The organism is Pantoea dispersa (genome assembly GCF_014155765.1).
GTDB classification, from domain to species: Bacteria; Pseudomonadota; Gammaproteobacteria; order Enterobacterales; family Enterobacteriaceae; genus Pantoea; species Pantoea dispersa.
The window spans coordinates 302,499-316,061 of the sequence record NZ_SCKT01000002.1; the positions used below are offsets into that span (position 1 = coordinate 302,499).

General features: G+C 61.1%; 13 protein-coding genes. 4 read left to right on the top strand and 9 right to left on the bottom strand.

Features of this window, described 5'->3' with window-relative positions; all coding sequences use genetic code 11:
* A complete protein-coding gene (locus H7K56_RS08100) occupies window positions 1-552 on the top strand; it encodes a sigma-70 family RNA polymerase sigma factor (protein ID WP_150360059.1) in 552 nt (183 codons plus the stop codon).
* Window positions 545-1,174: an NrsF family protein gene (locus tag H7K56_RS08105; RefSeq protein WP_150360060.1), complete on the top strand. Its 630-nt coding sequence runs from the start codon at window positions 545-547 to the stop codon at window positions 1,172-1,174. The genes H7K56_RS08100 and H7K56_RS08105 overlap by 8 nt, the downstream gene beginning before the upstream one ends.
* A 21-nt stretch (window positions 1,175-1,195) precedes the next feature.
* On the opposite strand, the gene H7K56_RS08110 is transcribed toward H7K56_RS08105, so the two are convergent.
* Window positions 1,196-2,260 (bottom strand): SDR family oxidoreductase, encoded by a 1,065-nt coding sequence (locus tag H7K56_RS08110; RefSeq protein ID WP_141495884.1) that lies wholly within the window; start codon window positions 2,258-2,260, stop codon window positions 1,196-1,198.
* Window positions 2,261-2,360: 100 nt separating this feature from the next.
* On the opposite strand from H7K56_RS08110, the gene H7K56_RS08115 reads away from it, so the two are divergent.
* Window positions 2,361-3,263 carry a LysR family transcriptional regulator gene (locus H7K56_RS08115; RefSeq protein WP_150360061.1) on the top strand — a complete coding sequence of 301 codons (903 nt, stop codon included), beginning with the start codon at window positions 2,361-2,363 and terminating at the stop codon, window positions 3,261-3,263.
* A 7-nt stretch (window positions 3,264-3,270) separates the two neighbouring features.
* Here the strand turns inward: H7K56_RS08115 and H7K56_RS08120 are convergent, their stop codons facing one another.
* The 7 genes from H7K56_RS08120 to H7K56_RS08150 form a co-directional block, all read right to left on the bottom strand.
* Window positions 3,271-3,921 (bottom strand): methionine ABC transporter permease, encoded by a 651-nt coding sequence (locus tag H7K56_RS08120; RefSeq protein ID WP_021508962.1) that lies wholly within the window; start codon window positions 3,919-3,921, stop codon window positions 3,271-3,273.
* Window positions 3,905-5,002: a methionine ABC transporter ATP-binding protein gene (locus H7K56_RS08125; RefSeq protein ID WP_150360062.1), complete on the bottom strand. Its 1,098-nt coding sequence runs from the start codon at window positions 5,000-5,002 to the stop codon at window positions 3,905-3,907. Before H7K56_RS08125 ends, H7K56_RS08120 begins: the two co-directional genes overlap by 17 nt.
* 2 nt (window positions 5,003-5,004) lie before the next feature.
* Window positions 5,005-5,805 carry a MetQ/NlpA family ABC transporter substrate-binding protein gene (locus H7K56_RS08130; RefSeq protein WP_021508960.1) on the bottom strand — a complete coding sequence of 267 codons (801 nt, stop codon included), beginning with the start codon at window positions 5,803-5,805 and terminating at the stop codon, window positions 5,005-5,007.
* Between the two features lie 20 nt (window positions 5,806-5,825).
* Complete coding sequence (locus H7K56_RS08135; RefSeq protein ID WP_021508959.1) at window positions 5,826-7,187, bottom strand: LLM class flavin-dependent oxidoreductase; 1,362 nt, start codon at window positions 7,185-7,187, stop codon at window positions 5,826-5,828.
* The gene (locus H7K56_RS08140) at window positions 7,184-8,386 is read right to left on the bottom strand and encodes an SfnB family sulfur acquisition oxidoreductase (RefSeq protein ID WP_021508958.1); all 1,203 of its coding nucleotides are present in this window, start codon (window positions 8,384-8,386) and stop codon (window positions 7,184-7,186) included. The genes H7K56_RS08135 and H7K56_RS08140 overlap by 4 nt, the downstream gene beginning before the upstream one ends.
* A 9-nt stretch (window positions 8,387-8,395) precedes the next feature.
* A complete protein-coding gene (locus H7K56_RS08145) occupies window positions 8,396-9,601 on the bottom strand; it encodes an SfnB family sulfur acquisition oxidoreductase (RefSeq protein WP_150360063.1) in 1,206 nt (401 codons plus the stop codon).
* A 340-nt stretch (window positions 9,602-9,941) separates the two neighbouring features.
* Window positions 9,942-11,366, bottom strand: a complete 1,425-nt coding sequence (locus H7K56_RS08150) for a hypothetical protein (RefSeq protein WP_150360064.1) — start codon at window positions 11,364-11,366, stop codon at window positions 9,942-9,944.
* 184 nt (window positions 11,367-11,550) lie between these two features.
* On the opposite strand from H7K56_RS08150, the gene H7K56_RS08155 reads away from it, so the two are divergent.
* Window positions 11,551-12,438 carry an alpha/beta hydrolase gene (locus tag H7K56_RS08155; protein WP_182688988.1) on the top strand — a complete coding sequence of 296 codons (888 nt, stop codon included), beginning with the start codon at window positions 11,551-11,553 and terminating at the stop codon, window positions 12,436-12,438.
* Window positions 12,439-12,445: 7 nt separating this feature from the next.
* Here H7K56_RS08155 and H7K56_RS08160 read toward each other — a convergent pair whose 3' ends face one another.
* A complete protein-coding gene (locus tag H7K56_RS08160) occupies window positions 12,446-13,555 on the bottom strand; it encodes a lactonase family protein (protein WP_150360065.1) in 1,110 nt (369 codons plus the stop codon).
* Window positions 13,556-13,563 lie beyond the last annotated feature (8 nt).

The window sequence follows — 13,563 nt, forward strand, 5'->3', positions numbered from 1 at the left end:
ATGCACACAGGCGATAGCGCACGTGAAAACTGGCCCGGACTGATGGAACGCGCGCAGGCCGGGGATCAGTGTGCTTATACCCGGCTGCTGCGGGCGCTGGTGCCGGTGATACGCGCGCAGGTGCGGCGCAGGCTGAGCGATGAAGCCTTAACGGAAGATGTGATTCAGGATGTGCTGCTCACGCTGCATCGCGTGCGCCATACCTACGATCCCGCTTACCCTTTTCTGCCCTGGCTGACGGCGATAGTCTCGGCGCGCGCGATTGATGCCCTGCGCCGCCGCGGCCGCCAGCAGCACTGCGCGCTTGACGACGCTCAGGCCGCCGATCCCGCCAGCACGGCAGAACAGCAGCAACTGGACACCCGGCAGGAGCTGGCGGGCTATCTCAGCCAGCTGCCGCTGCGTCAGCGTGAAATCGTTGAACATGTTCATTTGCATGAAATGAGCCTGAACGAGGCGGCGGCACACCATAATCTGAGCGTATCGGCGGTGAAATCGCTGTTGCACCGCGCGCTCATCAATCTGCGCCGCTTTGGAGCAAAACATGACTGACCATCATTTGCTGATTGAAAAACTGGGGCGCGATCTGCGCCCGGTGAAACGCCCGCCGGCGACCGGAAAACGCGTGCTGGGCTGGCTGGCGCTGGCGCTACCGGCCGGCATCGCGGCCAGTTTGCTGGTGCCGCGCACTCTGACCGGCTGGTCGCAGGCCGGCGCGATGCAGGCCGCGCTGCAACTGATGCTTGCGTTTATCCTCGGGCTGCTGGCGATGCGCAGCGCCTTTGAACTCAGCATTGCAGGGCGGCGCGGCATCAGCGCAAAGCTGCTGTTGCCGCCGGGCCTGCTGTGGCTGGGATTGAGCGCCAGCAGTCTGCTGCAGACGGCCACGCCGCTGCAGCAGCACGACACGCTGCCGTGCTTTGTTTTCCTGCTGGTGGTGAGTCTGCCGATGCTGCTGCTGACCATCATCAGTCTGCGCCGGACGCGGGCGCTCTATCCGGCCCGCAGTCTGGCCATGGCGGGCTTGGGCGTCGCCTGCATGGCGGTAAGCCTGCTGGCGTTCTGTCATCCGGTGCACCTGCATGCGCTGGATTTGCTGCAGCACCTGGCGGCCATCGTGAGCATCATCGTGCTGACCGTATTGCTTGGCCGGCGCTGGGTGCAGATCGCCTGACGACGCCGGCCAGTAACGCTATCAGGGAATGATGCGCTCCGCACGCAGTCGGTCGAACAGCTGGGTGAAGGAATCCAGCGTGGCGCGATAGCCGGTAAAGCCGGCTTTACGGCTCTTGCTCATATCGGTAAATGCCTCCATCGGCCGGCCCAAATCCGCATCGGTGTGCCACCACGACGCCAGTTTATCGATGTCCGCTTCACGCAGCTGATAGCGCACAGCGATCTCACGCCAGGCCGCTGCGGCTTCCTGCATGCGTCCTTCCAGCGGCATCATCTGAGCCGGATAGTCTGCAGCTTCAATACCGAAATAGTCTGCCAGACGCGGCCACAGCCAGTTCCAGCGGAACACATCGCCGTTCACCGCGTTGAAATCCTGATTGGCAGCCCCCTCAGCACGGGTCGCCCACAGCAGCTGTTCCGCCAGTAAACCGGCTTCGGTGACATCGGCCAGACCGTTCCACTGCTCCGGCGAGCCGGGAAAGATGAACGGCCAGCCTTTTTCACGGCACAGCGTGGCGTAAACGGCCAGCGTCTGCCCCATGTTCATGGCGTTACCCAATGCATAACCGATGATGGTGTGCGGACGGTGCACGCTCCAGCTGTAGCCATATTGCTCTGCGCCTGCAAACACTTCATCTTCCTGCGCATAGTAAAAGTTATCGACTGGCTGACGTCCCTGTTCTTCGCGGAACGGCGTCACCGGCACCGCACCTTTGCCATACGCTTCGAACGGACCAAGATAGTGCTTCAGCCCGGTCACCAGTGCCACATGCGCGCCGTTCAGCCGCTCACCGAGCGCAGCAATGACGTTATGCACCATGCCGCCGTTAACGCGAATGTTCTCTTTTTCATTCGCCTGGCGTGACCAGACGCTAAAGAACAGCGCATCCGGTTTTTCCTGCGCCAGCGCATTGCGCACCGCTTCTGCATCGGTCAGATCGGCCGTCAGACTGCGGCAGCCTTCCGGAATGGCACCGCGTCCGCGCGACAAACCGGTTACCTGCCAGCCCTCGCTTTGCAGCCTTTCCGCCAGCGCACGACCGATAACCCCGCTGATCCCCACGATTAACGCCTGTTTTTGCATGTCGAATCTCCTCTGTTGCAGTTATCCTTAGCGTAATAGAGAATTAAATTCTTAGCCGTGGCATTAATTCACATCATTCCTGAACTGGATTCATTAATACATGCACGATCAGCGTCTGAAAGACATCGTTCCTTTTGTCGCCAGTGTCGAATGCGGCAGTTTTGCCGCTGCCGCTGAGCGCCTGCACCTGACCGGTTCCGCCATCAGCAAAAGCGTGACGCGGCTGGAAGCGCGGCTCGGCTCTCGCCTGCTGGAGCGCACCACCCGCAGCCTGACGCTCACCGACGCCGGCAGCGCCTATTATCAGACCTGCCTGCGCATTATGGAGGAGCTGGCGGAAGCCGAAGCGGTATTGGCGGCGCAGCGCACCATTCCTTCCGGGCGGTTGCGGCTGGCGGTGCCGAATACCTATGGCCGCCTCGGCGTCATGCCGCTGCTGATTCCGTTCTGTCAGCAGCATCCGGATGTGGAACTCAGCCTGACCTTCTCGGATCGCTTTATTGATCTGTTTGATGAGGGCATTGATGTCGCGGTGCGCATCGGCGGTTCGCCGGATCTGCCCGCCTCGCTCGGCTGCCGGCCGATGGGCCGCGAGCGTATGGTGTTTTGCGCCGCGCCGGACTACCTGGCGCGCGCAGGCAGACCGACCAGCGAGAGCGAGTTGCTGCAGCATCGGGCGATTCTGTACGAGCGCGTTGACGGCAGCACCAAGCCGTGGCTGTTCACCACGGAGGATGGACATCCGCACTGGCGTCAGGTGCCGTCTCGCATGGCGCTGGGCGACGTGGATGCACAAATGCAGGCGCTATGCGCTGGCCTTGGGGTGGCGCAGATGCCTTCATGGCTGGTGCGTGACGCGCTGGCGAGCGGCGCGCTGGAAGTGATTGTGCCGCAGCAGCAGCCGGACGGTCTGCCGCTGTCGGTGATTTGGCCGCGGCGCAAACAGCTGCTGCCGAAGGTCGACGCGCTGCTGGCGGCGCTTGACGGCCTGCAGATCAGGTGAAACGCCTTTAGCGATGGTTCAGCCGGCGCGACAGCCGGTCGCCACACAGCTGCAGCAGCGTGACCAGTGCCACCAGCACCACGATCACCGTGAGCATGACCTGCATATCGAAACGCTGGTAGCCGTAACGATAAGCCAGATCGCCCAGCCCGCCGGCGCCGATCGCACCGGCCATCGCCGAGGCATTAATCATCGTCACCAGCGTAATGGTAAAACCGCTGACGATGCCAGGCCGCGCTTCTGGCAGCAGCACGTGCCAGACAATATGCCAGCGCTGAAAGCCCATCGCCTGCGCCGCTTCCGTCAGCCCTTTATCCACTTCGCGCAGACTCACCTCCGCGATGCGGGCAAAAAACGGCGTCGCCGCCAGCGTCAGCGGCACCACGGCCGCCCAGACGCCGTAGGTGGTGCCGACAATCCAGCGGGTAAACGGGATCAGCGCCACCATCAGAATCAAAAACGGAATCGAGCGGAACAGGTTCACCAGCCAGCCTAGCAGCCGGTTGAGCAGCGGATTGGGGAACAGGTCGCCGCGCCCGGTCACCACCAGAATCACCGCCATCGGTAAACCGATCAGCAGTGCCAGCAGCGACGACACGCCGACCATCAGCAGCGTATCCAGCAATCCCTGCCATAAACGATCAATAGCCAGTGACATAACCTGCAACCTCCAGTTGGTCCGCCAGCGGATGAAGCGCGGCAAGGGCTGCCGGCGCGTCGTGCCGGGCATTCAGCAGCAGTAACAGCTGGCCGGTGGGTTTGCGATCGACCCATTCAACCGCGCTATACAGTAGCGTCAGCTCGCCGCTGACCTGTGCGCTGATCGCCGCCAGATCCGGTTGCGCACCCTGCCCGCTGTAGCGCAGCCGCACCAGCAAACGCGAGTCCACGTCCTGACGTTGTGGCGTCAGCAGCGGCTGGATGTCCTCCGGCAGCGCGCCGAATTGCGGATTAAGCAACTGCCGCGTCGTCTCATGCTGCGGATCGCTGTACACCTGCCACACCGGACCGCGCTCAATGATTTCACCCTGATCGATCACCGCCACCTGGTGACACAGGTCGTGCACCACGTCCATCTCATGGGTGATCAGCACAATAGTGATATGACGCTGCTGATTGATTTTTTTCAGCAGCGCGAGGATGGCGCGCGTGGTTTCCGGATCCAGCGCCGAGGTTGCCTCGTCGCACAGCAGCAGTTCCGGATCGTGCACCAGCGCGCGCGCAATGCCGACGCGCTGCTTCTGCCCGCCAGAGAGTTGCGCCGGCCAGGCATGCTGGCGCGCCTCCAGCCCAACCAGCGCCAGCAGCTCATCCACTTTTTGCCGCCGTTGCGCCGCCGGTATGCCGGCCACCTTCATCGGCAGCTCAATGTTTTGCCGCACCGTTTTAGCGGACAATAAATTGAAGTGCTGAAAAATCATGCCGGTGCGGCGCCGCCACTGCACCAGCTGGCTGGCGCTCAGTGAACTGAGATCGATACCGTCAATCACCACCGCACCCTGCGTCGGATTTTCCAGCCGGTTCAGACAGCGGATCAGCGTCGATTTGCCCGCGCCGCTGCGGCCAATGATGCCAAAAATTTCGCCGCGTTTAACCTGCAGGTCGATGTGCTTCAGCGCATCCTGCGACTGGCCGTCATAGCGTTTGCTCAGCCCGCGGATCTGCACATGCGCACGGCCCGCGACCGGTGTCGTGGTGTGCAGCGCCGCCTGCTCGCCAGGAAGAGTCAGGCTGACCATGATTACTGGCTCCAGCCCGGCTGATACAGCTTGCCGTAGAACTCATCCAGCTTCGCGCGCACCACCGGCGAGTGCTGATAGATATCAACAAACTTTTTGAGTCGCGGATCGTCCTGATGTCCGTCACGAATCACGAACTGAATCACATATTCCGGATGCTCAAGGCCATCAAATAACAGGGCCTTGTTGGGGTCGATGGTCTTCGACAAACGCAGATAGTGCGGATACCCCTGCGCCAGGTCGACCTCATCCAGCGAGCGCGACAGCTGCACTGCCTCCACTTCGATGATTTTCAGGTGTTTGGGATTGCTGGCGATATCATCCACGGTGGATTTCAGCCCGCTGCCCGGTTTTAACGTTATCAGCTGCGCTTTTTGCAACAGCAGCAATCCGCGCGCACCGTTAATCGGGTCATTGGCAATCGCCACCGTGCCGCCGTCCGGAATCTGATCGATTGCCGTGTGCTTCTTCGAATAGAGCCCGATGTTATTGATGATGGCGGGCGCATACGGCACCAGATGGAAACCGCCCTCGCGGTTGGCATTGTCAAGAAACGGCTTGTGCTGGAACAGGTTGACGTCAATGTCGCCATTTTCCACACTCACGTTCGGCGCAGTCCAGTCGGTGAACTCCACCAGCTCCACCTGCAGTCCCTGCTTTTTCGCTTCAGCCACGGCGGTTTCCAGCGGCGGCGCGAAGGCCGCCGTGGTACCGACTTTGAGGGCGCCGCTGTAGTCACCGGCGGCAAACGCGCTGGCGGTTAATATTGCGGCGCTCAGCGCCACTAATGAGGCAAATTTCATCCTGATTTTCTGAGGTTAAATTAACGAACATCAGCCGCAGGCCGCCAGCGCGCGGCCGGGTGGCGCGCGGGCAGACGATCCTGCTGCTGAAAAATTTTTTGCCGCAGCGATCCCGGCTGATAAGCGGTTTTAAAGCGGCCGCGCTGCTGAAGTTCCGGCACCACCAGCTCAATAAAATCGCGGTAGCTTTGCGGATTCAGGATGCGCGTCAGATTGAAGCCGTCGATGTCGCCTTCATCAATCCAGCGGATCAACTGGTCGGCGACCTGAGACGGGTTGCCGACAATCACCGGATAGCGGCTACCGAGCGCATGCTGCTCCAGCAGCTGGCGACGCGTCCAGCCGTTGTAGGCTTTGCTCACCGATTCAATGGCGCGCGTGTCGCCGCTGTGAATCGGTTCATCGAGGCCAAACGCAGCGAGATCGACGCCAATTGAGCTGGAGAAGTGCGCAATGCCGGCTTCAGCACTGGCGTATTCCAGATAGCTGCGGTGCTTCTCCTGCGCTTCTCGTTCGCTGGCGGCGACGATCACGCTGACGCCCATAAAGATGCGTAAGTCGTCCGCCTGACGACCCGCCGCCACCGCCGCGTGGCGCAGACGCTGCGCCTGCTCGCGCAGCGCCGCCGGCGAACTGGCATTCACGAAACTGCACTCGGCGTGCCGCGCAGCAAACGCCACGCCGCGCGCGGATGATCCTGCCTGGAACAGCAACGGCGTGCGCTGCGGCGAAGGGCTGCTCAGGTGATAGCCCTGCACCTGATAAAATTCACCCTGATGATTGATCGCGTGAATCTTCTGCGCGTCGGCATACAGCCGGCGCTGTTTGTCGGCCAGCAACGCATCGTCCTGCCAGCTGCCTTCCCACAGCTGATAAGTGACATCGAGAAATTCATCGGCCTGGTCGTAGCGCCGATCGTGCGCCAGCAGTTGCTGCTGCCCCATGGCGCGCGCCGCGCTGTCGAGATAGCCGGTCACGATATTCCAGCCGATGCGACCGTTGGTCAGATGGTCGAGCGTCGACAGGCGGCGGGCAAAAGGATAAGGGGCTTCGTAGCTCAGATTGGCGGTCACGCCAAAGCCCAGGTGCTGCGTCACGCTGGCCATGCCGGAAATCAGCATCAGCGGATCGTTCACCGGCAGCTGAATGGACTCGCGCGCCGTCAGGCCGATACCCTGCTGATACACATCGTAAACGCCGAGAATATCGGCAATGAACAGTCCGTCGAACAGGCCGCGCTCCAGCAGACGCGCTAAATCCAGCCAGTAAGCCAGCGAATTGAACTCCACCGAGCGGTCCTGCGGATGGGTCCACATGCCATGGTGAATATGCCCCACGCAGTTCATGTTAAAAGCATTGAGCAGAATCTGTTTGCGGCTCATAGCGTTCCCCGTCGCGGCGGCAGCACGCCATTAAGCAGATAGTTGCCGATGACCGGATATTTCCAGCGTACCGGGTCATGCAGCGTATGGGTACGCGCGTTGCGCCAGTGGCGATCGAGGTTGTGCTCGCGCAGGCTGGCGCGCGATCCGCCCAGCTCAAACAACAGATTGCCGGCTTCCAGCGCCACCTCAGTGGTCCAGGCACGCGCTTTCGCCACTTCAACCGATGCCAGCGCGACGTGCTCAGCACTCGGGTTGCGTTGGGCGATATCGACCGCCTCCCCGGCGACATCCAGCAACGCATCACCGGCGCTGAGTCGTGCGGCGAGCCGCCCGGTGCGATCCAGCGTCAGCGGATCGTCACAGGCTCGCTCGACGCCGCTGTCCGGCCACGGCCGCGCGCGCTGCTGCACAAAAGCCAGCATGTCGTTGAAGGCCGCGCGGGCAATGCCCTGGTCGATAGCCGCATGCATAATCTGGGCAAACGGTCCGACGGTGGTCGGCCGCTCAAACGCGCTGTGAAACGGCACCACATCGTCCGGCGCGATCGCCACATCACGAAACTGCACGCTGCCGCTGCCGGTGGTGCGCTGGCCGAAACCGCTCCAGTCATCAATCACCGTCACACCCGGCTGATGGCGCGGTACAAACACCAGCTGTTCTTTGCCGTCATCGGCGATGGCCAGCGTCGGGATGCGGTCGGCAAACAGCGCCCCGGTGCAGTAAAATTTGTCGCCGTTGAGGTGCAGCCCGCTGGCGGTCTGGCTGAAGGCGGTGGTGCGCTGATGCGCCGCCGCAGAGCCGAACTCCGCCAGCGCGTTACCATAGTGAACGCCCGCCAGCACTTCGTTGTACAGCCGCTGCTGCTGGGCGTCGCTGCCGTTAACGCGCAGCACTTCCAGCGCGTAGAAGTGGTTTTGTGGCACCTGACCGATCGATGCATCGGCAGCGCTGAGAATGACAAAAATCTGCGCCAGTTCTGCGCTGGAAATCTCAATGCCGCCCCACGCACGCGGCACGGTAATGGCGCCCAGGCCGGACTGGAAATAGTGCTGAAGTTCAGCATGTGGCAGCTCACGCTGCCGATCGCGCTGCGCTGCGCCGCTGCGAAAGCGTTCAGCCAGCTCCTCGGCCACCTGCAGGGCCTGCTGCGCACTGCGGATGCGTGCTGCCGGCTGTTTAGCGAAAACCTGCGTCATCATCGCTCCTTAAATCCACGCATGACGCGCGGGCAGAACATCATTGAGGTAATAGTTGCCGATGGCGTGCGTTTTCCAGCGCACCGGATCATGCAGCGTATGGGTGCGCGCGTTGCGCCAGTGGCGGTCCAGCCCGTGTTTCAGCAATGTGCCGCGGCTGCCGCTCCACTCCAGCAGCTTTTCACTGGCTTTCAGCGCAATTTCGGTGGTCAGCACTTTGGCTTCTGCAACCGCGATGGAGGCGCGTGCGCAGTGCGCAGCGGTAAGCGCGTGCGGGTCAATGCTGTCCAGTACGCGCGCCGCCCGCACCAGCAGCGCGTTGGCGGCGCTCAGTTCGGTGCTGATACGCCCGACATCGGCAAGAATGTAAGGATCGTCTGCGTTGCGGCTCACGCCTGCGTCCACCCACGGACGCGAGCTGCTGTGAATAAACGCCAGCGCCTCATCCAGCGCGCCCTGGGCGATCCCAGCGTCAATCGCGGCCTGGATCAGCTGCGATACGGCACCGCGCAGCGTTGGCTTATCGGGGGACGGTAGCGCGATAGTCAAACCGGCATCGACCGCCACCTGCTGGAGCTTCACCGTGCCGCTGGCGGTGGTGCGCTGACCGATACCCGACCAGTCATCGATAATCTCCACCCCTGCCGCCGGCAGCGGAATGAACGCCATCACCGGCTGGCCCTCCTGCTGCGCGGTGGTCACCAGAATGTCGGCAAACAGTGCACCGGTTGAATAGAACTTTTCACCGCTGAGCCGTAACCCCTCCGGGCCTGACACCAGCTGCGCCTGCACATCACGCGTGTGCTTGCTGTTCTTTTCCGGACCGCCGTTGCCAAGCCGCTGGCCCTGTACCACCGCGCTGAGCAGGCGCTGCTGCTGTTGCGCGCTGCCTTCCCCCAGGATGAACTGAATCAGCCCGAAGTGGTTTTGCGGAATCTGGCCAAGCGACGGATCGCTGGCGGAGATCAGGCGGAACACCTCCGCCACGGTACCAAACGACAAACCGCCGCCGCCAAACTGGCGCGGCACGCTGATACTGCCCAGCCCCAGCTGGGTGAACTGATCGAGCAGTTCACGCGGATAGATACGCTGTTGGTCGCGTTCGGCTGCCCCGGCTTTCGCCTGTTCCGCCAGGTGGCGGGCGGCGGCGATTGCCGCCGCGTCAGACGTGATCACCGCCGCGCGCTGAAGTTGTTGAGCCCTGATTTGCGTCATCGCTGGATTCACTTTTTATTTTGCTGTGATTCACAGGCTCATTCTGCCAGGGCAGAGAGCCGTAACTTAATAACAGATTGAGCGCGATGATAATCAGCGAGAATAACAGCGGTAAAGAGCGCGGTTATGCTATATCCGGCAAACGGCATGCAGAAAGAGAATAAAGAATTTATCAGGGATAAGAAGGCGTTAGCGGGCGCGGAGATGCAAGGTTATTACGCTGAGTGACACGGGTGAATTATCTTAAGTATTAATTCCGCTATCGATAGTGTTAAATGACATTATTGTTTTATTGCGCCATGGGCTGGCGCAATAAAGTGGGCATTACGCCATCCTGGTATTACGCCTGCGCCAGATACATCGCCGGGGAATAGTGGCGCGTCGATTCACTCTTCTCACTGTGCGGTGTGCTGGTACTGTCGATCAGCTTCGCCAGCTGATAAGTCTTCACCGTTTCCTGCTGCGTCAGCTGCTGGGCGAAACGGGCGGTGAGATTGCCCTGCGCATCCTGCGTCACCTCAGTGGTGCTGCGCGTTTCATCGTGAATCTGGTGGTAGTGATAGTTTTGTGACTCTTTGGTTTCATTGAGCGCCAGCGGCGAACTGGCGCTTAGCGCGGTATGAAAACTGGCGTTCAGCCTAAACAGGGTTTCCTGCGTCATGCGCTGCGTATCGCCGTTCTTCTGCTGGCTGCTGCGCTGCGCCACATCCAGAGCGAAAGTATCTTCTTCTTCCGGCTTGAGCGGATTGCTGGAGCGCGCCGTCTGGTGATAGCTGGCCGAGAAATCTGCCAGGCCGCTGATAGCACCGGCCTGCGCCGCATGCGCGCCTACGGTGATCGCCTGCGGGGTGCGCATCGCCACGCCGGCCGCCGCGCTGGTGCTGTTTAAGGTCTCGAAACCCTGCTTAAACAGTGCCAGCGCCGCGCGATCGCCGTGACCGCGCGAAGCGGCCTGATCAAATTTCGTGCTCCACTGAGCCAGGGCGCTCTGCTGCTGACCGGCGTTGCTGGCCTGCGCCAGGCTGCGCATGTCCGTCGTCAGTTTGAAACTGGCGTCGGCATTATGGAAACCCAGCCAGCGTGAACCCGGGTCGGCATGCAGATTCAGCGACTGCATCACTTCGCCGCTGCGACGCAGGTCGGTTTTCAGATCAACGCTGGCCAGCTGGTTACTGTCAAAACTGAGCAGGTCACCGACATCCAGTTTACCGTTGCCGTTATCCAGCCCGCTCAGGGTTTTCTCGAGCGCGCCGGAAAGTTTGGCGATTGCCGCAGCTTCGTCATCGCTCAGCTTACCGTGAGTGGTTTTCAGTGCCACCGCTACGCCATCCTGCTGCCGCGTCATCTGCAGAGTCAGGCTCAAGCCGGACTGAGTGGTAATCTCCAGCGCCACCGCGCTCTGCGTGTCAGTTTGCGCGCCGCCGCTGGCCGGTACGCTGATGGTGACATCGTCACGCTGCTGCGTCAGTGCGCTCAGCAACGCGCTGCCAATGCCGTTCATGCTGACGCCCGAGCTGCGCAGCGCACCCATCGCCTGCGTCTGCATATCAGGCGAAAGAGGCGTGCTGGCGGTGACGCGCGCCGGCGTCATCTGGTACACCGCAGAGATGGCGTCGGTGGCTTCGCTAAAGGTGACTTTCGCTGAGGCGTCTGCCGTCAGACTATTTTGCCGGGTCGCATTGCTTGCCGTGCTGCTGGTCACGCGTGCGCTGGCGCTGCTGAGATGGAGCTGTGAGAAACTACCCGGTCCGATACCGTTAATCATCCTGACTATCCTCGCTGGTATTATACCGCTACGTTATCGGCGATCCTGACGAAATCTTTACACTTCCGCACGGCGCGTGACGGTGCAAAATGGTTGTTGAAATTAATAATCATTATCACTAATCTGTCTGGCGCTTTCGCTGTGACACGGAAGTAATTGACTCGCCAGCTAGTAAGGAAGCGCCATGATTTATCGCCTTATCATTCCGCTGTTCACCCTGCTGAGCCTGCTGCTCAGTCCGGCTGTCGGTTTCGCCCGGCCTGATATGACGCCGCTCGGACCCAACATTGCCGACAAAGGCTCTGCCTGGTATCGCTTCACTGTTAACACGTTTGATTCCGCTGACGGCCAGCGCCACTACAAGGTGTGGACGGCGGTGCCACGTAAACCGGCACCGGCCAACGGTTACGCGGTGCTGTATATGCTTGATGGCAACGCGGTGATGAACCATCTCAGCGAAGCGCTGTTGCAGAAGCTGGCAGCAGGCAACCCGCCGGTGCTGGTGGCGATAGGCTATCAGACCCCGCTGCCGTTCGATCTCGCTGCGCGCACGCTGGATTACACCCCGCCGCAGCAGGTGCAGGATCGTCGCGGCCGGCCAGCCGGCGGCAGTGCCGCATTCCGCCAGCTGCTGGAACAGACTATCGCGCAGCGTGCCGAACAGCATCTGCCGATCAATGCGCAGCAGCGTGCGCTGTGGGGCCACTCTTACGGCGGGCTGTTTGTGCTGGACAGCTATTTAACCTCCGGATTTTTCCAGCGCTATTTTGCCGCCAGTCCTTCCCTGCGCGGCGACGCAACGCTGTTGCAGCAGATGGCAGCGGTGACGCCCGCATCGTTTAAGCAGAAGCAGCTGGTGCTGATGGAAGGCAACGGCGAATCACGTCCCGGCGTCAGCGATGTGCTGAGCCGGATTCGCACCACCCTCGACGGCATGCAGGAGAACGGCCTGGCGGCTCGCTTCCAGCTGTTTCCCGGGCTCAGTCACGGCCAGATGTTTCCGGCTTCGCTGGAAAGCGCGCTGTCGGCCATGGCGGAAGACGGTGCGCTGTCACGCGCACCGGATGAGTGAAAGGCAGTTAGTTAAAGAATTTGATGTCGGTTGGCGTTGCCAGCTTCGCCGCCACACCGCGCGCGCTCAGCTTGCCGCTGTGCGCATCAAAATCAAACAGCGTAATGGTGTTGGTAAACACGTTGGTGACATAGAGATGTTTACCGCTGTTATCAAACGCCAGCGCGCGCGGCTCAATACCGTCGGCGGCATAGCGCTGTGGATCTGTCAGGCTGCCATCGGCGGCAATCTTAAACACCAGCAGATGATTGTCAGATCCGCGGTTAGCGGCAATCAGGAATTTACCCTGCGGGCTGAGAATGATGCCGCCACCGCTTTTATAGGCGGCGCTGCTGTTTTGCGTATTCAGCGCCACCTGTGCCTGCCGTTCCAGCCGGTCGTCAGTGACGCGGAACACCACAATTTCGCCCGCCATTTCAGTAATCACGTAAGCGTGTTTACCGTCGGCGGAGAACACCATGTGGCGCGGTCCCGCACCTGGCGCAAAGCTCACATCACGGCTGGTATCCGCCTGCAGCGGCTCCCGCCGATCCGCGTGATAGCGATAGGCATGCAGTTTGTCGTCACCGAGATCGGCCGCATACAGATAGCGGCCATCATGGGTAAAGGTGGTGGAGTGCGCATGGCCGCCATCCTGCCGATCTTTTACCACGCCGCTGCCTTCGCTGAACGCGAAATGCTGGACCTGTTCGCCCAGCTTGCCGTCCGACGCAATCGGGAACACCGTTACCCCTGCTCCGCCTTTCGCCACCGAATAGTTGGCGACAAACAGGAATTTGCCGTCCGGGCTAAGAGTGGCGTGCGTCGGCTGCTCGCCGTGGCTGTCGACCTGATTCAGCACCCGCACTGCGCCCTGTTTATCGATCGCCAGCGCGGTAACGACACCGGCATTCTCTTCATTGGTGGTATAAGCAAACCGCCCGTCGCGTGATTTAACGATCCACGACGGGCTTTTCATCCTGATCACCTCCAGCGGCTTGAGCGTCCCGTCGCTGTTGACCTGCATGCGATACAAACCTTCACTGGATCGATCCGGCTTTTGTACCGCAGGGGCATCCGGAATACTGGTCCAGGTGCCGACTAATGCTGTTTGATAATGTTCCGTGTTCTGCGCCATAGCACTCC